This window comes from Micromonospora inyonensis (genome assembly GCF_900091415.1).
In the GTDB taxonomy this organism is placed as follows: Bacteria; Actinomycetota; Actinomycetes; order Mycobacteriales; family Micromonosporaceae; genus Micromonospora; species Micromonospora inyonensis.
This window is the reverse complement of the sequence record NZ_FMHU01000002.1, coordinates 1705961-1725521: the sequence shown is the minus strand read 5'-3', so window position 1 is coordinate 1725521 and position 19561 is coordinate 1705961. Positions and strand designations below refer to the sequence as shown.

The 19561-nt window shown below is 73.4% G+C and carries 17 protein-coding genes and 1 pseudogene; 11 read left to right on the top strand and 7 right to left on the bottom strand.

What is annotated here, in order from left to right; genetic code table 11:
• Nucleotides 1–96: 96 nt before the first annotated feature.
• From dpgA to GA0074694_RS22095, 6 genes are all read left to right on the top strand, one after another.
• Nucleotides 97–1197: a 3,5-dihydroxyphenylacetyl-CoA synthase DpgA gene (dpgA, locus tag GA0074694_RS22120; RefSeq protein ID WP_218105774.1), complete on the top strand. Its 1101-nt coding sequence runs from the start codon at nucleotides 97–99 to the stop codon at nucleotides 1195–1197.
• Between the two features lie 47 nt (nucleotides 1198–1244).
• Nucleotides 1245–1913, top strand: coding sequence for an enoyl-CoA-hydratase DpgB (gene dpgB / locus GA0074694_RS22115; protein WP_091461410.1), 669 nt, complete (start codon nucleotides 1245–1247; stop codon nucleotides 1911–1913).
• Complete coding sequence (dpgC, locus tag GA0074694_RS22110) at nucleotides 1894–3219, top strand: (3,5-dihydroxyphenyl)acetyl-CoA 1,2-dioxygenase DpgC (protein ID WP_218105773.1); 1326 nt, start codon at nucleotides 1894–1896, stop codon at nucleotides 3217–3219. Before dpgB ends, dpgC begins: the two co-directional genes overlap by 20 nt.
• A gap of 25 nt (nucleotides 3220–3244) precedes the next feature.
• Nucleotides 3245–4054 (top strand): enoyl-CoA-hydratase DpgD, encoded by an 810-nt coding sequence (dpgD, locus tag GA0074694_RS22105; protein ID WP_218105772.1) that lies wholly within the window; start codon nucleotides 3245–3247, stop codon nucleotides 4052–4054.
• Between the two features lie 80 nt (nucleotides 4055–4134).
• Nucleotides 4135–4785 (top strand): PadR family transcriptional regulator, encoded by a 651-nt coding sequence (locus tag GA0074694_RS22100; protein WP_091461405.1) that lies wholly within the window; start codon nucleotides 4135–4137, stop codon nucleotides 4783–4785.
• Entirely contained in the window at nucleotides 4782–6053 is a 1272-nt protein-coding gene (locus tag GA0074694_RS22095; RefSeq protein ID WP_091461403.1) for an MFS transporter, read from the top strand. The genes GA0074694_RS22100 and GA0074694_RS22095 overlap by 4 nt, the downstream gene beginning before the upstream one ends.
• Nucleotides 6054–6056: 3 nt before the next feature.
• Here GA0074694_RS22095 and GA0074694_RS22090 read toward each other — a convergent pair whose 3' ends face one another.
• Nucleotides 6057–6320 carry a LuxR C-terminal-related transcriptional regulator gene (locus GA0074694_RS22090; protein WP_091463642.1) on the bottom strand — a complete coding sequence of 88 codons (264 nt, stop codon included), beginning with the start codon at nucleotides 6318–6320 and terminating at the stop codon, nucleotides 6057–6059.
• A 240-nt stretch (nucleotides 6321–6560) separates the two neighbouring features.
• Between GA0074694_RS22090 and GA0074694_RS22085 the strand changes: the two genes are divergently transcribed.
• A complete protein-coding gene (locus GA0074694_RS22085) occupies nucleotides 6561–9425 on the top strand; it encodes an AfsR/SARP family transcriptional regulator (RefSeq protein ID WP_176738070.1) in 2865 nt (954 codons plus the stop codon).
• A 244-nt stretch (nucleotides 9426–9669) separates the two neighbouring features.
• Nucleotides 9670–10599 carry a diacylglycerol/lipid kinase family protein gene (locus tag GA0074694_RS22080; RefSeq protein WP_091461398.1) on the top strand — a complete coding sequence of 310 codons (930 nt, stop codon included), beginning with the start codon at nucleotides 9670–9672 and terminating at the stop codon, nucleotides 10597–10599.
• A gap of 110 nt (nucleotides 10600–10709) precedes the next feature.
• On the opposite strand, the gene GA0074694_RS22075 is transcribed toward GA0074694_RS22080, so the two are convergent.
• The 3 genes from GA0074694_RS22075 to GA0074694_RS22065 all read right to left on the bottom strand — a co-directional run bounded on the left by GA0074694_RS22075 (nucleotide 10710) and on the right by GA0074694_RS22065 (nucleotide 14360).
• On the bottom strand, nucleotides 10710–11654 hold the full coding sequence (locus tag GA0074694_RS22075; RefSeq protein WP_091461395.1) for an FAD-dependent oxidoreductase: 945 nt from the start codon (nucleotides 11652–11654) through the stop codon (nucleotides 10710–10712).
• A 227-nt stretch (nucleotides 11655–11881) separates the two neighbouring features.
• Entirely contained in the window at nucleotides 11882–12151 is a 270-nt protein-coding gene (locus GA0074694_RS22070; protein ID WP_091461393.1) for a GlsB/YeaQ/YmgE family stress response membrane protein, read from the bottom strand.
• Between the two features lie 124 nt (nucleotides 12152–12275).
• Entirely contained in the window at nucleotides 12276–14360 is a 2085-nt protein-coding gene (locus GA0074694_RS22065) for a heavy metal translocating P-type ATPase (RefSeq protein WP_091461391.1), read from the bottom strand.
• A 266-nt stretch (nucleotides 14361–14626) separates the two neighbouring features.
• Between GA0074694_RS22065 and GA0074694_RS31915 the strand changes: the two genes are divergently transcribed.
• Complete coding sequence (locus tag GA0074694_RS31915) at nucleotides 14627–14797, top strand: hypothetical protein (protein ID WP_176738069.1); 171 nt, start codon at nucleotides 14627–14629, stop codon at nucleotides 14795–14797.
• Nucleotides 14797–15756: a golvesin C-terminal-like domain-containing protein gene (locus tag GA0074694_RS22060; protein WP_091461389.1), complete on the top strand. Its 960-nt coding sequence runs from the start codon at nucleotides 14797–14799 to the stop codon at nucleotides 15754–15756. The genes GA0074694_RS31915 and GA0074694_RS22060 overlap by 1 nt, the downstream gene beginning before the upstream one ends.
• A 67-nt stretch (nucleotides 15757–15823) precedes the next feature.
• Here the strand turns inward: GA0074694_RS22060 and GA0074694_RS22055 are convergent, their stop codons facing one another.
• Genes GA0074694_RS22055 through GA0074694_RS31075 form a run of 3 tightly spaced genes read right to left on the bottom strand, consistent with a single transcriptional unit; the run spans nucleotide 15824 to nucleotide 18520 of the window.
• On the bottom strand, nucleotides 15824–17647 hold the full coding sequence (locus GA0074694_RS22055; protein ID WP_176738068.1) for a M48 family metallopeptidase: 1824 nt from the start codon (nucleotides 17645–17647) through the stop codon (nucleotides 15824–15826).
• Nucleotides 17644–18309: an RNA polymerase sigma factor gene (locus tag GA0074694_RS22050; protein WP_176738067.1), complete on the bottom strand. Its 666-nt coding sequence runs from the start codon at nucleotides 18307–18309 to the stop codon at nucleotides 17644–17646. The genes GA0074694_RS22055 and GA0074694_RS22050 overlap by 4 nt, the downstream gene beginning before the upstream one ends.
• Nucleotides 18302–18520 carry a hypothetical protein gene (locus tag GA0074694_RS31075; protein ID WP_141714242.1) on the bottom strand — a complete coding sequence of 73 codons (219 nt, stop codon included), beginning with the start codon at nucleotides 18518–18520 and terminating at the stop codon, nucleotides 18302–18304. Before GA0074694_RS31075 ends, GA0074694_RS22050 begins: the two co-directional genes overlap by 8 nt.
• Before the next feature lie 200 nt (nucleotides 18521–18720).
• Between GA0074694_RS31075 and GA0074694_RS22045 the strand changes: the two are divergent.
• Nucleotides 18721–19338, top strand: a pseudogene (locus tag GA0074694_RS22045) (L-threonylcarbamoyladenylate synthase); the annotation flags it as partial.
• Nucleotides 19339–19561 lie beyond the last annotated feature (223 nt).

The window sequence follows — 19561 nt, the reverse complement described above, 5'->3', positions numbered from 1 at the left end:
GCGAACGGTCAAGAGGTTGACCAGGAGCCGCAAACGGATGTGGGGTTGGACCTACCGATGATGACAGTCACCGCACCGTTGCCCCACCCGGGGCTGATGCGCACCACACCGCCGCCGGCGCTCGAATCGACGGCCATGCCCCGGATCCTGGCCGTCGGCACGGCGACCCCGGAGACGGCCTACAGCCAGCGGGAACTCGTCGAGATCCTCGGCATCCAGGACCCGAGGATCGCCGGCATCTACCTCAACAGCGCCATCGAGCGGCGGTTCCTGACCCTCCCCCAGCCGGACGGCAGCGGTGTCCCCCCTCGGGAGGACACCGGTCAGCTGCTGGCCAAGCACAAGACGCAGGGCATCGCGCTGGGCACCCGCGCGGTGCAGGAGTGCCTCAAGCAGGCCGGGGCGGACCTCTCCGACGTCCGCTACCTGTGCTGCGTCACCTCCACCGGGTTCCTCACCCCGGGGTTCAGCGCCCTGCTGATCCGGGAGCTCGGGCTCGACCGGCACACCAGCCGCGCCGACATCGTCGGCATGGGCTGCAACGCCGGCCTGAACAGCCTCAACGTGGTGTCGGGCTGGGCCCGCGCGCACCCCGGCGAACTGGCGCTGATGGTCTGCATCGAGGCGTGCTCGGCCGCGTACGTGTTCGACGGCACCATGCGGACCACGGTGGTGAACAGCCTCTTCGGTGACGGCTCGGCGGCCATCGCGATGGTCGCCGGGACCGAGCCGGACGCGGCGACCGACCAGCCTCCGACGCCGCGCGTCATAGACTTCACCAGCTGCATCATCCCCGAGGCGGTGGACGCGATGCGCTACGACTGGGACAGTTCGCAGCGGGCGTTCAGCTTCTTCCTCGACCCCGACATCCCGTACGTCGTGGGGGCCCACGCCCGGATGACCGTGGACCGGCTGCTGGGTCGTGCCGGTCTGCGCCAGTCCGACATCGCGCACTGGCTCGTGCACTCCGGCGGCAAGAAGGTCATCGACGCCGTCGGGGTGAACCTCGGCCTGACCCGTTACGACCTGCGGCACACCACCGGTGTCCTGCGCGACTACGGCAACCTGTCGAGCGGGTCGTTCCTCTTCTCCTACGAACGACTGCTCCAGGAGGGCACCGTCCGCCCCGGCGAGTACGGCGTCCTCATGACGATGGGGCCCGGTTCCACCGTCGAGACCGCCCTGGTCCGCTGGTGACCCGCCCGGCGTCCCCTCCGCCCCTGCCACCCCACACGGGAGAAGACATGCAGCTCCAGCACTCCATCGACGGCAGCCAGCCGCTCGGTCCGGCGACCGTCGCGGCGCTCGACGCCTTCATCGACACGGTCGAGGACGTCCCTGCCGGTGCCGTGGCGCTCCTCGAACTCACCGGCGTCCCGACCGACACCGAGCGGCCGCCGCTGGCCGTGGTGAACCGGTGGGAGCGGGTCCTGCGACGCCTGGAACGGGTCGGCACCACGACGGTCGCCGTGGTGCGCGGCGACTGCGGCGGCATCGCGGTCGAGGCTCTGCTCGTGACCGACCTGCGGATCGCCGCCGCCGACGCCCGCCTGCACCTGCCGGTCACCACCGGCGGCGTCTGGCCGGGCATGGGCCTCTACCGGCTGGCGAACCAGGTCGGGTACGCCCGCCTGCGGCGCGCGGTGCTCCGCCCCGGCCCGATCCCCGCCGACCGGGCCGTCGCCCTGGACCTGGTGGACGAGGTCGTCGACGACGTCGCGAACGCCGTCGCGGACACGGTCGCCGCGCTCACCGCCACCGCGGGACCGGACGTCGCCGTACGCCGTCAGTTGATGCTCGACGCGACGACCACCCCGTTCGAGGAGGCGCTCGGCCGTCACCTCGCCGCCTGTGACCGGCTTCTGCGCCGCACCACCACCGAGGAGGTGCGCGATGTCGCAGCTCTCGTCTGAGCCGATGGCGGCGCTGCCCGCCGCCCGCGAGGTCAGCGCCGCCGCGGCGCGGGTCGACGACCTGATCGCCACCCTGCCCGGAGCGGCGGAGCGCTCGCCGGAGCAGCGGACGGCCGTCACCGAGGCCCGCCGCCACGCCCGTGATCTCGCCGACGCGTTCCTGCGGTCGCACGTCGACCGCCTCTACGACGAGGTGACCGCGGACCGTTCCCGGTTCCTGCGGCTCGACGAGGTCTGCGCCGCCGTCGCCGAGGCGGTGCCCGGTCTCGTGCCCACCCGGGCCCAGGTCGACGCGGAGCTGCGGCTGCCGGCGGTGGAGAAGGAGGGCCTGGACATCGACCAGAGCATCCTGGTCAGCCACCTGCTCCGCTCGGACACCGCCGGCCCGCACCTGCTGGAGGCGATGCGCCGGCCCACCGCGCGGGCGCTGTCCCTGCTGCCGGAGTTCGAGCGCACCGGCGTGATGACGCTGGACGCGGTGCGGATCGAGATCCGCGACGGCGCGGGCCACCTGACCATGCAGCGGGACGACTGTCTCAACGCCGAGGACAACGCGCAGGTCGAGGACATGGAGACCGCCGTCGACCTGGCCCTGCTCGCGCCGTCGGTGCGGGTGGGCGTGCTGCGCGGCGGGGTGATGACCCATCCCCGGTACGCCGGGCGCCGGGTGTTCAGCGCGGGCATCAACCTGCGTTGCCTGCAGGCCGGGCAGATCTCCTACGTGGACTTCCTGCTCCGGCGGGAGCTGGGCTACATCGCCAAGATCGTCCACGGGTTGACCGGTGAGCGGGACCGGGCCTGGGACGGCGACGTGGTGCAGAAGCCGTGGATCGCGGCGGTGGACTCCTTCGCCATCGGCGGCGGCGCGCAGCTCGTGCTGGCCTGCGACCGGGTGGTGGCGGAACGGGACGCCTTCTTCAGCCTGCCGGCCGCGCAGGAGGGGATCGTGCCGGGGGTGGGGAACCTGCGCCTCGGGCGGGTCGCCAACGGCCGGCTGTCCCGGCAGGTGATCCTCGCCGGGCGGCGGGTGTCGGCGAGCGAGCCGGACGGGAAGCTGTTCTTCGACGAGGTCGTCGGGGCCGAGGAGATGGACGCGGCGGTCGCGGCCGAGGTGGCCCGGATGGACGCCCCGGCGGTGGTGGCGAACCGGCGGATGCTCAACCTCGCCGAGGAGCCGCAGGAGTGGTTCCGGGCGTACCTCGCGGAGTTCGCCGTCCAGCAGGCCCGGCGGCTCTACAGCGAGGACGTCATGCACAAGGTCACCCGTTTCGCCGCGGCCCCCCGGGCGGCGGCGGTGACGGGCTGACGTGTCGGAGAGGGAGCGCGCGACGGTGGCACGGGACGGCGACGGGCCCCGGGTCCGGTACGAGAAGCGGGGCCGGGTCGCGTACGTGACCATGAACCGGCCACACGTGCTCAACGCCATGGACCTGCGGATGCACGAGGAGCTCGGTCGGGTCTGGGACGACTTCGAGGCCGACGACGAGCTGTGGGTGGCCGTGCTGACCGGCGCCGGGACGCGCGCCTTCTCCACCGGGCAGGACCTGAAGGAGCGGGCCCAGCGGGACCGTGCCGGTGCGGGCCCCACCACGTTCGGCAGTCGGGGGCAGCCCGGCTGGCCCCGACTGACCGAGCGGTTCGAGCTGTCCAAGCCGGTCGTCGCGCGGGTGCGCGGCTACGCCCTGGGCGGTGGCTTCGAGCTGGCGCTGGCCTGTGACGTCGTCGTGGCCGCCGAGGACGCCGTGTTCGCGTTGCCGGAGGTCCGGCTCGGTCTGGTTCCCGGCGCGGGCGGGGTGTTCCGGCTGGCCCGGCAGCTGCCGCTGAAGACGGCGATGGGTCACCTGCTGACCGGTCGCCGGCTCGACGCGCGACGGGCGTGGCAGCTCGGGCTGGTCAACGAGGTGGTTCCCGCCGACGATCTCGACGACTGCGTGGCGGGCTGGGTCGACGACCTGCTGCGGAGCGCTCCCCTGGCGGTACGCGCGATCAAGCAGGCGGCGATGCGGTCGGTGGACATGCCGCTGGAGCGGGCCTTCACCGAGCCGTACGAGTGGGAACAGCTCCGGTCGGCCAGCGAGGACGCGGTGGAGGGGCCGCGGGCGTTCGCGGAGAAGCGTGATCCGGTCTGGCGGGGCCGGTGAGTCTTCCTCCCCGGGGTACCGCTAACGAGCTATCGCGATATATCGTTAGCGGTACGTCCACACTCGACGGAGGTCGACCGATGCCCGAGCACCCTTCGCGCCGCGTCCATGTGGGACCGGGCGGGGATCCGGACCACCTGCCCGCGTTCCCGCCGATGCCGCCGAAGCCGGTGCCGCCGCCTCCACCGGCCCCGCCACCGTCGCCGGCCGCCCCGGTCCCGCCGGGCGGGCGGTCGGCCCGGATGCGCCGGGGCGACGTCCGGGCGGCCCTGCTGGCCCTGCTCGACGAGCAGCCCCGCAACGGCTACCAGCTCATCCAGGCCGTCGCGGAACGCAGCGGCGGCCGGTGGCGGCCCAGCCCGGGTGCCGTCTACCCGGCACTGTCCCAGTTGGAGGAGGAGGGCCTGGTGGCCGTCACCGGCACCGGCTCTGACCGGCGCTGCCACCTCACCGAGGCCGGCCGGGCCTTCGTCGCCGCCCACCGGGACCGCGTCCACGAGCCGTGGCGCGCGGCGGCCCGGCTGCTGCCCGAGCGGGTGGCCGACGTACGCCACGCCCTCGACGGACTGACCTCGGCGGTCGCCCAGGTCGGTTCCACCGGCACCGACGACCAGCTGACCCGGGCCGTCCGGGTACTGGACACGGCCCGACATGACCTGTACCGGATCCTCGCCGACGACCACGCCACCGAGGCCGGAACCCGTCCCGACCCGACAGGAGACCCGCGATGAGTGTCCACCCCGGCATGTCGGGCGCGCTCGACGCGGCGGTGGCCGCGGAGCGACCGCTGCGCCGCAACCGCGACTTCCAGCTGCTGTGGAGCGGCTCGGCCTTCGCCTTCCTCGGTCGGGAGATCACCGACCTCGTCTATCCCCTGATGGTCCTGGCCATCACCGGCTCCCCCGGCTGGGCGGGCGCGTTCGGCGGCGTGCAGCTCTTCATGGCCCTGCTGGTCGGGATCCCCGCCGGCAGCGTCGCCGACACCTACGACCGGCGGAAGCTGCTCATCGTGATGGAGACCGCCCGGGCGACCGCCTCGGCGAGCGTCCTGGCGGCGGTCCTCCTCGACGCCGTCACCCTGCCGCACCTGCTGGGGGTCGCCGTCGTCGTGGGTACGGTGGGACCGCTCGGCGGCTCGGCGCGGATGCTCCTGGTCCGGGCGGTCGTACCACCCCGGCAGCTCACCGCCGCGCTGACCCAGGAGGAGGTGCGCACCCACGCGGCGGCCCTCGGCGGACCACCGCTGGGCGGCCTGCTCTACAGCGGGGCCACCCTGCTGCCCTTCGTCGCGACCGCGGTGTCGTTCACGGTGTCGTTGATCTGCGCCGTCTTCGTCCGGGTTCCCCGGCGCGACGACACCCCGGCCGCACCGGTCGAGGAGGGCGGGACGGTCCGCCGGGCCCTCACCGGACTCGTCCTGCTCTGGCGGGTGCCGACCCTGCGGCACAGCACGCTCTTCGCCGCCGCGCTGAACATGGTCACGGCACCGGTCTTCCTCATCGTGCTGGTGATGCTGGACCGCGCCGGGGCCTCCCCCACCATGATCGGATTGACCTCGGCCGGGTTGGCGGTCGGCGGGCTCGCCGGCACCCTGCTGGTCCGCCCGCTGCACCGCGCGTTCTCCCCGGGCACGCTGATGCTGGTTCTCGGCGCAACGGCGGTGGCGTTCATCAGCGCGCTGGCCCTGCCCTGGGGAGCCTGGTGGCTGGCGTCCGCGCTGTTCCTGCTCGGCCTCGGCGGGCCGTCGATGCGGGTGCTCGTCGACATCCTGATCTTCCGGCAGGTGCCCGACGAGCAGCGCGGCCGGACGTTCACAGCCTTCATGACGGTGCTCGGGGCCGGGGCGTCACTCGGTCTCTTCGCCTCCGGCCAGCTGCTGGAGCGGCTCCCGGCCGCGTACGCGATCCTCACCCTGGCCGGCGTCCTGGCGCTCGCCGTCGGATGGGCCTTCACCGACCGGCGCATCCGCGAAGCCCGGTGGCCGGAGGAGTCCCGGTAGCGGTCAGCGCCGGCGGACCGACACGAGTCCGAGCTGGGCGGCGGCGACGCCGAGGCCGAACCGGCCCTGCACCCCCAACTGCTCGCCGATCAGGGCCACCCGGCGACGGACCGTGCGCGGGCTCACGTTCAGCCGCACCGCCGTCGCCTCGTCGGTATGGCCCGCGGCCAGTTGACGCAGGATGTCCCGGTCCAGCTTGCTGACCTCGAGGGTGGGCAGGGAATCGCCGGCGGCCGGGGCGGTGGCGAGTCCGTCGTGGACGGGCATGGGTCGTTCCTCCTGACATCACAGCGGACCGGCGCGTCGGGGCCGGCGCGCACAGTGTCGCAAGGCCGGTCTTCCCAAACGCTTCCCGCCCGCTTCCATCGAACCTCACGAACGCGGGTTGGGAGCGGTTCCCACTGGGCGGCTACCCGACACGTAGGGCGGGGAACACCGTCGCGAGGAGTATCGTCGCGGAAACTCCAACGTGGGGGGTGTGGCGTGGAAGTTCGCATACTGGGGCCGGTGGAGGTGTGGCACGCCGGCGCCCCGGTGCGGCTCGCCCGGCGTCAGCAGCGTCTGATCCTCGGCATCCTCGCGCTCCGCGCCAACGAACTGGTCTCGGCCAGTCAGCTGATCGACCTGCTCTGGGGCGACTCGCCTCCCCGCCAGGCGCGGGCCGTCGTGCAGACCCGGGTCAGCGAGCTACGCGCCGTCCTCAACGGACCCGCCGACGCGGCCGTGCGTCTGCGCACCCGCAGCAGCGGTTACCTGCTGGAGTCCGCGGCCGAGGCGATCGACGCGCAGCATTTCCTCACCCTGGTCCGGGCCTCCCGCGCCGAACGGGACGGCACGACCGCCATCGGGACGCTGCGGCGGGCCCTGGACCTGTGGCGTGGGCCGGTACTGGGCGGGGACGTGCCCAACGCCCTCTGCGCGACCCTCTGCCAGGGGCTGGAGTCCGCGCGCCTGACCGCCACCGAGGAACTGTTCGACCTGGAACTGGGGCTCGGAAACCAGCAGCGCATCGTGGACGAACTCCTCGCGACCGCCCGGGTCAATCCCGCCCGCGAGCGGCTCGTCGGCCAGCTCATGCTCGCCCTGACCCGGGTCGGCCGCAGCGCGGAGGCACTCAGCTACTACGACGAGTGGCGCCGCTGGCTGGCCGACGAGTTCGGGGTCGACCCGCAGCCGGACGTCCAGCGGCTGCACCTGTCCATCCTGCGCGAGGGTGAGGGCGAGCCGGTCGAGCCTCCGGACGAGGTCCTGCCGGCCGGCGTCGCCGACCAGTCGGGGGTGGCCTTCCGTGGTGGCGTACCCCGGCTGCTGCCGCCGGACGTGAACGATTTCACCGGTCGTACGGCCGAGATCGACCGGATCCGCCGGTTGCTCACCGCGCCGACCCGCACCGGGGTGGCGGTGGTGGCCGTGATCGGCCCGGGCGGGGTGGGCAAGACGGCCCTGTCGGTGCACGTCGCGCACACCCTCCAGGCGGACTTCCCGGACGGGCAGATGTACGCCAACCTGCGCGGGCCCGACCACCGCACACCGATCGACCCGTCCGAGGTGCTCGGACGCTTCCTGCGGGCGCTCGGCGTCGACGGCGCGGCGGTGCCGGAGACCATCGAGGAGCGGGCCGAACTCTACCGCGACCTGCTCGCCGAGCGCCGGGTGCTGGTGGTGCTCGACAACGCGGCCTCCGACGACCAGATCGCCCCGCTCGTGCCGGCCGGACGCCGGTGCGCGGTCATCATCAACGGTCGTACCCACCTCGGCTCGACCTTCGGCGCACCCGCGCTGCGGCTGGAGATCTTCGAGCCGGGGCAGGCGGTGGAGCTGCTGGGGCACGTCGCCGGCAGCGCCCGGCTGCGGGCCGAGCCGGAGGCCGCGGCCGAGCTGTGCCGCCAGTGCGGATTCCTCCCGCTGGCACTGCGCGTGCTCGGTACCCGGCTCGCGGCCAAGCCACACTGGAGCGTGGCGAAGCTGAGCGGGATGCTGCGCGACGAGAGCGGGCGGCTCGACCAGTTCAGCTACCACGAGCTGGACGTGCGGGCGAGCCTGGCGATCAGCTACGCCGGGCTCTCCCCGGCCGCGCAGCGACTGCTGCGCCTGACCGGTCACGTCGATCTGGCCTACACCGACTCCTGGATCGCGGCGGCACTGCTGGACGTCAGCGCCACGCGGGGCGAGACGCTGCTGGAGGAGCTGTTCGACGGACAACTGGTGGACGTCGCCGAGGCCGATCCGGCGAGCGGCTCCCGGTTCCGCCTGCACCACCTCGTGCGCCTCTTCGCGCGCGAGCGGGCCGACGCCGAGGAGGACCGCCGCGAGCTGGCGGCGGCGCGCACCCGGGTGTTCGGCGCGTGGCTGTCGATGGCGGACGGCGCCTACCGGGCGATACACGGTGGGCCGTACCAGACGGTCCGCGTCTCCGTCGAGCGGTACGCGGTCGACGACGCCCAGCGGATCCGTCCCGCCGAGGAACCGGTCACCTGGTTCGAGGGGGAACGGGCCGCGCTGGCCGTCGTCGCCCGGCGGGCCGCCGAGGAGGGACACGCGGCGGCGTGCTGGGAACTGGTCAACATCACCTCGCCGCTGTTCCAGATGCGGCGCTACTTCACCGAGTGGCACGACCTGCTCGTCCTGGCGCTCGACGCGGCACGCACAGCCGGCGACCGGCTCGGCGAGGCGACGATGCTCTACCGCCTCGCCATGCACAGCACCGACCGCCGCGAGTTCAGCCGGGCGGAGGAGTACATCGCCCGGTCGCTGGAGATCTTCGCCACCACGGGCAGCCTGCACGGCCGAGCGCTCGTGAATGCCTTTGCCGCGTCGTTGAGCCGTATCAAGGGTCACGAACGGGAGGCGCTCGTCCGATACAAGGAGGTACTGCCGGAATTGGTCGACGCGCGGGACTGGAGTTCCGCCGCGCTCACCCTCCGAGGTATCGGACAAATACATCTGAATCAGCAGGATCATTCGACGGCCGACCACTATTTCGACCAGGCCCTGGACATGTGCCGACTGGGTGGATCGACAAGACTGGAAGCGCAGGTGCTGTTCTGGCAGGGAATGCTCCGGGTACGCCAGGAGCGGTTCACCGAAGCCGAACCACTGTTCTCCCGGGTGCTGTCGGCTAGCCGACAACTCGGCGACCTCACCGGCGAAGGACAGGCCCTGCACGGGCTCAGCCTCTGCTATCAGGGCCTTGGCCAGGCAGAACGCGCCCGTTCCACCCTGCACACCGCCCTCGTGCTCTGCCGGCAGCCGCGCCCTACGCTGCTGGAGGGCACCATCCGGCGCGCTCTCGACGAGCTGGAATCGGCGACCGGTGGCCGGAACCGGTCAACAGTTCCCAGTGGTGCAGACACTCTTCCTCGCGTGGACTAACGTCGATGACGTCAGAACGCGAAAGGAAGTCACGATGCAGGTATCCACGGCGCAGGCCACCTCCTACCGCAACGATTGGGAGTGGCACTGAGTCGGTGCGCGAGACGCCGCGACGGTCGGACACCGGAATCAGATCTCGGTCTTACCGATTCATGATTCCGGTGGTTCCGCCAGCCCCCGGCACCGGACGACCGCGCGGCACCGAGCACGTCGATTGGGCGGGCGGGCGATAGGGTCGGTTCCCATGCGGAGCAAGCAGGAACTGGGGGAGGCCATCCGGCGGGACCGCCGCGCCGTGCTGGTCGTCAACACCCGGTCCCGGCGGGGTCGCCGCCGCTACGACCACACGCGGTCGCGACTGCGGGCGGCCGGTTTCGACCTGCTCGGCACGTATCCGGTCGACCGCCCCGGCCAGCTCGAGGAGGCCCTCACCACCGCCGCCGCCCTGGCACCGGATCTGCTCGTGGCCGGCGGCGGGGACGGCACGCTCAGCGCCGCCGCGCGGCTGCTCGCCCACCGGGACATGGCCCTCGGCCTGCTGCCGCTCGGCACCACCAACAACTTCGCCCGGACGGTCGGCGTACCACTCGACCTCGACGGCGCCGTCACGGTCCTCACCGACGGCAAGGTCATCGACGTCGACCTCGGCCTGGCCGGGGACGTGCCGTTCGCCAACCACGTCGGGATCGGACTCTCCGCCGACATCATGCTCCGCACCCCGCCCCGGTTGAAGCGGATCACCGGCCGACTGGCGTACCCGCTGACCGCGCTGGCGTTGCTCGCCCGGCACCGGCCGATGCGGACCACCGTCCGGGCCGCCGGGGTGGACCACGAGTTCGTCACCCACCAGCTGTACGTGGCCAACGGCGGCTTCCACGCCGGGCGGCGGATCACCGCCGACGCCGACGCCGACGACCGGCTGCTGGTCGCGTACCCGGTGGGCGGGCCGACCCGGCGCGGCCTGCTGCGCGATACCGCGCGCAACGCGGCCACCGGGCATCGCCGCACGCTCGGCGACGAGCCGTTCCTCGCGGTACCCGAACTGTGGCTGGAGACCGACCGCCCGGCGCGGGTCGAGGTCGACGGGGAGCTGTGCGGCCGGACCCCGATCCGGCTCGGTCTGGCGGCCAACGCGCTGCGGGTGATGGCCCCCGCCGACAGCCCGGACCGCTGACACCGTCGACGGCTCCGGCCCGGCACCACACCCGCGCCACGCCCGACGACTCCTTCGTCTCCAGCGGACACCGGACCGCCTCTTCCGGGCTGAAGAGGCCCCGCCCTGCGCTACCGTCCGGCGTGCACCAGCCCGCAGACCTCGTCGGCGCTGCCCCAGGACAGGGTCATCCCCGCACCGGCGTGCCCGTAGGCGTGCACCAGCAGTCCCCCGGCACGGCGCTCCGCCTCGACCCGGGGGCCACCCTGGCGGGCCGGACGCAGACCGACCCGCTCCCCGACGACCGGCGCGACGGCGAGTTCGGGTACCAGGGCCACCGCCCGGCGGAGGATTCCGGCCCGCACCTCCGGGTCGGGCTCCAGATCGGCCCGGCCGGACTCGTAGGTGCCACCGAGCACCACGTCCCGGCTGCGCGGATGCACGTAGGTGGTGCCGTCCGGGTGCTCCTCGTCGCGGAACGACACGTCCAGGCCGGGGTTGGCGACCAGCAGGACCTGGCCGCGCGCCGGAAACACCGTCGGGTCGCCGCAGAGCGCGCCGGCGGCCAGACCTGTGGCGTTGACCACGACCGGCGCCTCGGCGAAGAGGTCGTCGAGCCGTTCCACCCGCCGCCGCACCACCTGGCCGCCGCCGCCGACCAGCCGGTCCCGCAGCCAGTCGAGGTAGGTGGCCATCTCCGCCAGCGGCGCCACGAAACGCAGCTCACGGTGGAACGGCGCGGGCGCGTCGACCGCCTGCACCTCGCCGGCCGCCACCGCCCACCAGGGCAGGTCGTCGGCGGCCTGACGCTGGAACATCCGGGTACGACGCAGGAGCACACCGGGCACCCCGTCGGCGGCCTGCCGGCGGAACTCCTGGTAGGTGGTGGTCGCCCAGGCCAGCACGCGCGGATCGGGATCGGTGTGGGTGGGATACCAGACCGCCGCCGCGACCGTCGAGACCATCTGCTCCGGCTCGTGGGCGGTGAGCACGGTGACCCGCGCGCCCCGCTCCTGCAACCGGACGGCCGTGGTCAACCCGATGATGCCGCCGCCGACGACGATGACGTCCGTCACGATGTGCCTCCCTCGTTCCCACCCGGCATCGTGCCCTGCCGTCGGGCACGGTCGCCACCCACCGGCGACGGTCGACACCCGCGCCGGTGCATGCTGGCCGCTCCGACCGCCGCACCGCAGCCTTCGGTCCGGGATCCGACGAAGCGGTGACCCGGTGCGTGGCGGCGTACCCGGGTCGGTGCGGGAAGGTCAGCGTGGTCGGGACGCGCCGGGCGGCGGCGAACCGGTCAGTACCGGCGTCGGCCGTAGGCGCCGGCGACGACGGCGACACCGATCGCGGCGAAGGCGACCTGGATGGCGAGTTCGATCCAGTCGATCCCCCGGGTGTCGTCGACCCCGAGGGCCCCGGCGACGAGCGTGCCGAGGACGGCGGCGACCACACCGATGAGCAGGGTGAGCCAGATCGGGATGCGCTGCTTGCCCGGCACGACCAGCCGGCCGAGCGCACCGATGATCAGGCCGATGATGATGGCGGTGAAGAAGCCGGTCACTTCCACGGGTTACCTTCCCTTCCGGTCTGTCGTCAACGTACCCATCCCCGCTGCCCCGGACCGTCGAAACCCCAGTCCAGAGCCGGTGGCCGGTTCGTCATGGAACCGTCACGCCGTCGCGTGCCGGCCGTCATCCCGGCCGGGCGCGACGGCCGGTCCACCGCAGGGTCTGGGCGTTGAGCGCGACGACGATCGTGGAGGCGGACATCAGCAGGGCGGCGACGGCCGGGGTCAGCGCGACCCCGACCGGGGCGAGCACACCAGCGGCCACCGGGATGGCGACCACGTTGTAGCCGGCCGCCCAGACCAGGTTCTGGACCATCTTGCGCCAGGCGGCCCGGGACAGCCGGACGGTGGCCGGTACCCCCCGGGGATCGGAGGAGGCGAGCACCACGCCCGCGGACTCGATGGCCACGTCGGTGCCGGCGCCGATGGCCAGGCCGACGTCGGACCGGGCCAGGGCGGGCGCGTCGTTGACACCGTCCCCGACCATCGCCACGGTGTGACCGCGTGCCTGGAGGTCGGCGACGATGCCGTCCTTGTCGGCGGGGAGCACCTCGGCGAAGACCTCGTCCACGCCGTGCCGGAACCCGAGGGTGGCAGCGACCGTCTCGGCCACCGGACGGGCGTCACCGGTGATCATGGCGATCGTCCGGATGCCGAGCCGACGCAGGTCGTCGACGGCCTCCCGGGCCTCGGGACGTACCTCGTCGGCGAGGGCGAGCGCACCGAGCGGGTCTGCCGGGCCGTCCAGGCGGACCAGGTGGAGCACGGCCGCGCCGCCGGCCGACCACGTCTCGCCGGCCCGGCGCAGCGCGTCGGGGACCGCCACGTCCAGCTCGCGGAGGAGCGCCGGCCCACCCACCGCGTACGGCACCCCGTCGACGGTCGCCCGCACGCCCCGGCCGGGCAGGGCGTGGAAGTCCGTACCCCGGGGCGGCGCCAGCCGCTCGGCGGCGGTGACGACGGCCCGGGCCAGCGGGTGCTCGCTGTCGGCCTCCACGCCGGCGGCGACCCGCAACACGTCGTCCCGGCTGCCACCGTCGCGGGCGACGACCCCGGTGACGGTGTGCACGCCCCGGGTCAGCGTCCCGGTCTTGTCGATCAGGACGGTGTCGACCGTCCGCATCCGTTCCAGCGCCAGGCGGTCCTTGACCAGGATGCCGTCCCGCGCCGCCACGCTGGTGGAGAGGGCGACGACCAGGGGGATCGCCAGTCCCAGGGCGTGCGGGCAGGAGATCACCAGCACGGTGACGGCCCGGACCACCGCCTCGTCGACCTGGCCGAGCGCGGTCCAGACGGCCAGGGTGGCCACCGCGGTCACGGTGGCGACGGTGAAGAGCGCGGCGGCGAACCGGTCGGCGAGCAACTGCGCCCGGCCCCCGGCGGCCTGGGCCTGGGCGACCAGGCGCTGGATGCCGGCGAGCGCGGTCTCCTCCCCCACCGCGTCCACCCGGACCCGGATCGCCGAGTCGGTGGCCACCGTGCCGGCGACCACCCGTTCCCCCGCTCCCCGGTGCACCGGACGTGACTCCCCGGTGATCATCGACTCGTCCAGTTCGGACCCGCCCTCGACCACGTGACCGTCGGCAGGCACCCGACCACCGGGGCGGACCAGGACGAGGTCGCCGGTCGTCAGGTCAGCGACCGGAACCCGCCGGATCGCCCCGTCCGGCGCGATCCGCTCGGCGTCGTCGGGCAGCAGCGCGGCGAGCGCGCCCAGCGCGCCGCGCGCCTGGCCGACCGCGGTCATCTCCTGCCAGTGCCCGAGGAGCATGACGGTCACCAGCGCGGCCAGCTCCCACCAGAAGTCGAGCGCGAAGACGCCGACGGTGGTGGCCGCCGAGGCGAGGTAGGCGACGGCGATCGCCATCGCGACCAGCAGCATCATCCCGGGCGTCCGGTCGTGCAGCTCGCGGAGCGCGCCCACCAGGAAGGGCCACCCGCCGTACCAGAAGACCACGGTGCCCAGGACCGGTCCCACCCAGGTCGCGCCCGGAACATCGAGGAGGTGGCCCAGCCGGTCGGTCACCAGGTGGCTGGTGGCCACGATCGGTACGGTGAGCGCGAGGCACACCCAGAAGCGACGGCGGAACATCGCCGGGTCGTGGCCGGCGTGCCGACGGTCGGGGGACGTGTCCCGGTGTCGGGCGGCCGCCGCCTCGCCCGACCGCCCGCCGTCGTGGTGCACCTGCCCACCTCCGACCGTCAGCATGCCGCAGGAAGAGGGCGTACCGGGGTTGATCCGGCGGAATCCCGCTCGCCCTGCCCCCGGACGGATACGCCCGATCGACGGACGGTGCACGCAACGGATCGCGCCGGCACGCCCCCACCGGGCCGGCCGGTGATCGTCGGAGAGTTTCACGTAGATAAACAGTCGCGAAGACTATAGACATAGATGGTCATGAGGTTATAGCGTGCCGATCAACCTGGTCGTCGACCGGTTACCCACCCCCTGGACCTCTCGTTCCAAGGAGCGCCGTGGCCACCTCACGATCCATCCGACTGCGGCGCCGAGGTTTGCTCGGCATCCCGGCCCTCGTGGTCGCCGCGTCCGCTGCCCCCGCCCTGCCCGCCCCGGCGAGCGCCGCGCCGGCCTCCACCCGCACCAAGCGGGTGGAGTGCCTGGCCGATCTCCTCGAGGAGGCCTGATGGCCACCATTCCCTGGCTCGTCGACGTGCTGCGCGCCGCCGGCGTGCAGGTGGTCGTCGAGGGCGACTGGCTGAACCGGATGCGACCGGGCGACTTCAACCCGATCGGCGTGCTCTGGCACCACACCGCGGCCACCTCCAGCGCCACCAACCCGCACCCCGCGCTCAACGTCTGCATCAACGGCCGCTCCGACCTGCCCGGCCCGCTCTGCCAGGCGCTGGTCGACTACCACGGCGTCTTCCACGTCATCTCGGCCGGCCGCTGCAACCACGCGGGCACCGCCCGGGCCAGCGGGCCGATCCCCGCCGGGGACGGCAACACCATGCTGATCGGCTGGGAGATCGACTACAACGGCGTGAGCCAGGAGATGACGGCGGCGCAGTACAACGCCTCGATCGCCGCGACCGCCGCGGTCCTCACCCGGCTGGGCAAGGACTCCAGCTATGCCCGGGGACACCGGGAGACGAGCACGAGCGGCAAGATCGACCCGTCCTTCATCGACCTGAACGTCATGCGCTCCGACGTGGCCGCCAAGATGGCGGGCGGTGGCACGTGGAGCACCATCGTCGACAACACCACCGCCGGCCGGTTCACCGCGAGCGCCAACTGGGGCGTCTCGACGTACTCCGGTCAGCGGTACGGCGCCGACTACCGGTACGCCAACCCCGTCCTGGCCAGCGACGTCGCCTGGTACAAGGTGAACATCCCGGCGACCGCGAACTACCGGGTGGACGCCTGGTGGCCGGGCGTCTCCGGCTACAACAGCGCCACGCCGTACATCGTCTCGACGACGACCGGCAACAAGACGGTCGTCGTCGACCAGCGCACGGGGGGCACGTGGCGCACCCTTGGCACGTTCAACCTGGCGGCCGGCGACGCCAACCGCGTCGGCGTCAGCCGGTGGACGACCGCCAGCGGGCTGGTCATCGCCGACGCCATCCGGGTCACCCGGGTCTGAGCCGCGCCGGGGCGTCGTACCCCGCTCGGGGCGGGTGCGGCGCCCCGAGCGGGGACGAGCCTCCGGGTCACCCACCCCTGGCGGGACGGGGCACCAGGTCGGGTAGCGGCCGCGGTGTCCAGGCCGGCACGAGCCCGCCACCCGTGGGCCGGAGCGGATACCCCGGCAGCGTGTCGAGGCCCGGCAGGGGACGCTGATCCAGCGGATCCGACAGTCGGGTGGGGGCGATCCCCGGCCGGTACGGTGGCTCCGGCTCGTCGCCGAGCCAGCGGGCGAACCCCAGGACGGCCAGACACACCAACACGGCCAGCGACACGTTGGCGATGTCGCGGTGGCGGCGTCGGACGTCCTCGTTCAGTTCGGGGGCGATGGTCAGCACCCGGACGGTGGCGACCGGCGTGTCGCCCACGCTGTCCTCGGGATCGGCTCCGAGCGCGGTCAGCCGCGCCAACAGTCGGGCCACCCCGTCCGGCTCGTCGACGGCCGCCGTGACCCAGGCCGTGATGTCGTCGTGGCGGACGGCCGGACCGGTGAACCGGCCGCAACCCGTCCAGCGCGCCGTCACCCCGGCCCGGCCCGCGCGCACCAGACAGAGCCCCACCAGCGCCGACACGCCCTCGATGAGCTGCTGTCGGCCCGTCTGCGGATCGGGGTCGAGGGTCCGGGCGATCCGGTCGGCCCGGCCGGAGCCGGCCCGGCGGAGCACCTCCGCCACGGTTGCCCGCTCCGGGTCGGGGTGCAGCACCCGGACCACCGCGTCCACCGCCTCACCGGCCCGATGGGTGGCGAGCGTGTCGAGCCACGTCCGCCATGGCCGCTTCCGCCCCGGGAAGGTGGTCGCCCGGCGCAGCGGGCCGGGCGCGAGCGCGGCGGTGACCTCCGGCGCGGGCGGCAGCCGGGGATCGTCCGGGAGCCCGCCCAGCCGGTCGAGGCGACACCGCAGGGCGGGGTGGAACCCGTCCGCCGGGAGCCGCTCGGCGGCCCGACGCAGGGCCGCCAGTTCCGGTTGGTACTCCGGGTCCGCCAGCAGGTGCGCGAACGCCCGGTACGCGGCGTCGGGAACCGTGCCGGTCGCGCGGCGTACCGGCTCGACGAGGTCCTCCTCGAACCGGGCCCACGCGGCGGCGACGGCGGGCACGGACCGCAGCCCGTCCGCCAGCGCGGCGGTGCCGGCGACCTCGGCGGCGATCCGGTCGGCCTCCAGTTCCTGTCGCCGCCGGACCGGTCGCACCAGCCGGTAGGTCAGCGCCGCGCAGCCGGCGACGGTGAGCAGGAGAAGCCCGGCGTAGAGGCGCACCAGATGGTTGACGACCATCGCCTCCCGGATGCGCTGCCGGGCCATGACCATACCGGCGTGCGCACGGTGGGCGGGTTCGGTGAACCGGGCGTGCTGGCGCGCGTAGTGGCCGAGTTCGTGGGCGAGGACCGCCCGCAGCTCGTCCGGGCGCAGACCGACCAGGAGCGGCACCCCGACGTAGAGCCGTCGGCGACCGGTCGGGGCCAGCGGCCAGGCGTCGTCGGTCACCGCCGCGTTCGCCTCGCCGGTGAGCCGGATCTCCCAGGGCGGGGCGGTGCCGACCTGTTCCGCCAACGTCTCCACCAGCTCCCACAACGCGACCCCGTCGGTCCGGGTGAGCAGCACGGAGTCGGGCCGGGGACCGGCCGGGCGGCTCGCCCGGACCAGTTCCCGCACGGTCAGCGCCAGCGGGACGGCGGTTGCCGCAGCGAGCAGCAACGGTGTCGTGTTGAACTGCGGGTTGGCCTCCCGGCTGCCGAGCAGCCAGACTCCGGCGACCGCGAACCCGGTCCAGAGCAGCACCAGCAGACCGGTGAACAGATAGACGCCGACCAACAGGGTCAGCGCGAGCAGCGCGCGCAGCGAGGCGATCACGGGTGCTCCTGCCGACGCAGGGCCGCACGCAGCCGGCGCGTCGGGGCCGGGTCGGCCTCGAAGCCCCGGACCAGCCACGCCTCGGTCCGGCGCAACGCCGCCACCAGCGCGTCGTCGCCGTGTCCCGGCATGCCGCCGGGCCGGGTGAGCACCCCGGCGACCAGCGGATCGCCCCCGGGGAGCGGGCCGGAGGTGAGTCCGAGCAGGACGGCCAGTCGCTCCCGGGCCTTGGCGAGGTTGGCACCCACCGCGCCGACGCTGATCCCCACCTCGTCGGCGACCTGGCGGTACGTCATGCCCTGTAGGCAGACCATGATCAGGACCTGGCGCTGGCGGGGCGGCAGCAGCCCGACGCTGCGCAGCACGGCCACGGCGGCAGCCTCCTCGTCCGGCCTGGACGAGGAGGACACCGGCACCTCCAGCTCCGTGCGCCGCCACCGCGACCACCAGCGTCCGGCCTCCCGGGCGAACCGCCGCCTCACCGTCGTCTCCACCCAGGCCCGTGGCTCGCGCAGCTCCGACCAGTGCAGGTACGCCGCCAGGTAGGCCTCCTGCACCGCGTCCTCGGCGTCCGGCCGGCGACCGCAGTACATGACCGCCCGGGCGAGCATCGCCGACCGGGTCCGGACGACGAAGTCGTCGAAGTCGGTGTACTCATGCACCGTCGTCCTCCCACGTACCGGTCCGCTCCCCACCGGAGCCGCCCCTCCCAGCATCACCGACCGCCCCGCACCGGGATGTCGCCTCCTCGACAGCGGCACCCCGGCGGCGGGCGCACCACCAGTCCACCGTCTCCGCCACCAACCTGACCACGCCCAGCGCCAATCCCACCGCGCCGGTGGCCACCTCCAGGACGACCGTCGTTCGCTCCATCGGCACCCTCGCTCTCCACGGACCGGCACTGCCGCGCCGGTCATCAGGTAGAGCCGGCCCGGGGCCGGTTTCTTTACCGCCCTCCGCTCACCTTTTTCCGGCGTCCGGTCCGGGCTTCGGCGGCACCGCGCGGCTGCCGGCGGCCCGTCGTCGCGAGGCTGGTTGGCGGGACGGCGACGTGCGCTTCTATGCTCCGGCGCATGGCGAGGTACTTCGACGTGCACCCGGACAACCCGCAACCCCGTAGCATCGGCCAGGTGGTCGGGATCGTCCGCGACGGCGGGCTGATCGCCTATCCGACCGACTCGTGCTTCGCTCTCGGCTGCCAACTCGGCAACAAGGCCGGCATCGACCGGATCCGCCAGATCCGCCACCTGGACGACGACCACCACTTCACCCTGGTCTGCCGGGACTTCGCCCAGCTAGGCCAGTTCGTGCAGATCAGCAACGCGCTGTTCCGTTCGATCAAGGCGGCGACACCCGGCAGCTACACGTTCATCCTGCCGGCGACCCGGGAGGTCCCGCGTCGGTTGCTGCATCCGAAGCGGAAGACCGTGGGCGTGCGCATCCCCCGGCACACCGTGGCGCAGGCACTGCTCACCGAGTTGGGCGAGCCGCTGGTCTCCAGCACGCTGCTGCTGCCCGGCGAGACCGAGCCGATGACCCAGGGCTGGTCGATCAAGGAGGCGCTCGACCACGTCGTCGACGCGGTGGTGGACTCCGGCGAGTGCGGCACCGAGCCCACCACGGTCGTCGACTTCTCGCAGGGCACGGCCGAGATCGTCCGCCGGGGCGCCGGGGACCCGACGCGCTTCGAGAAAGACGGCGAACCGGTGCCCGGTCGTGGAGACCGGGCACCGGGCGCGGCTCGCCCGTTCCGACGTACGGGCGGGCAGACCGCCGCGGAGACAACCGTCCACAGCGGACCGTGGAGGGAACCGGAGCTGCCCGTCGACCGGGAGGCGCAGGCCGGACGCCCTGTCCCCCCCGACGACGAAGACCGCGCGGGGGGCCGTCCTTCGATTGTCTGTCGTCACTGGA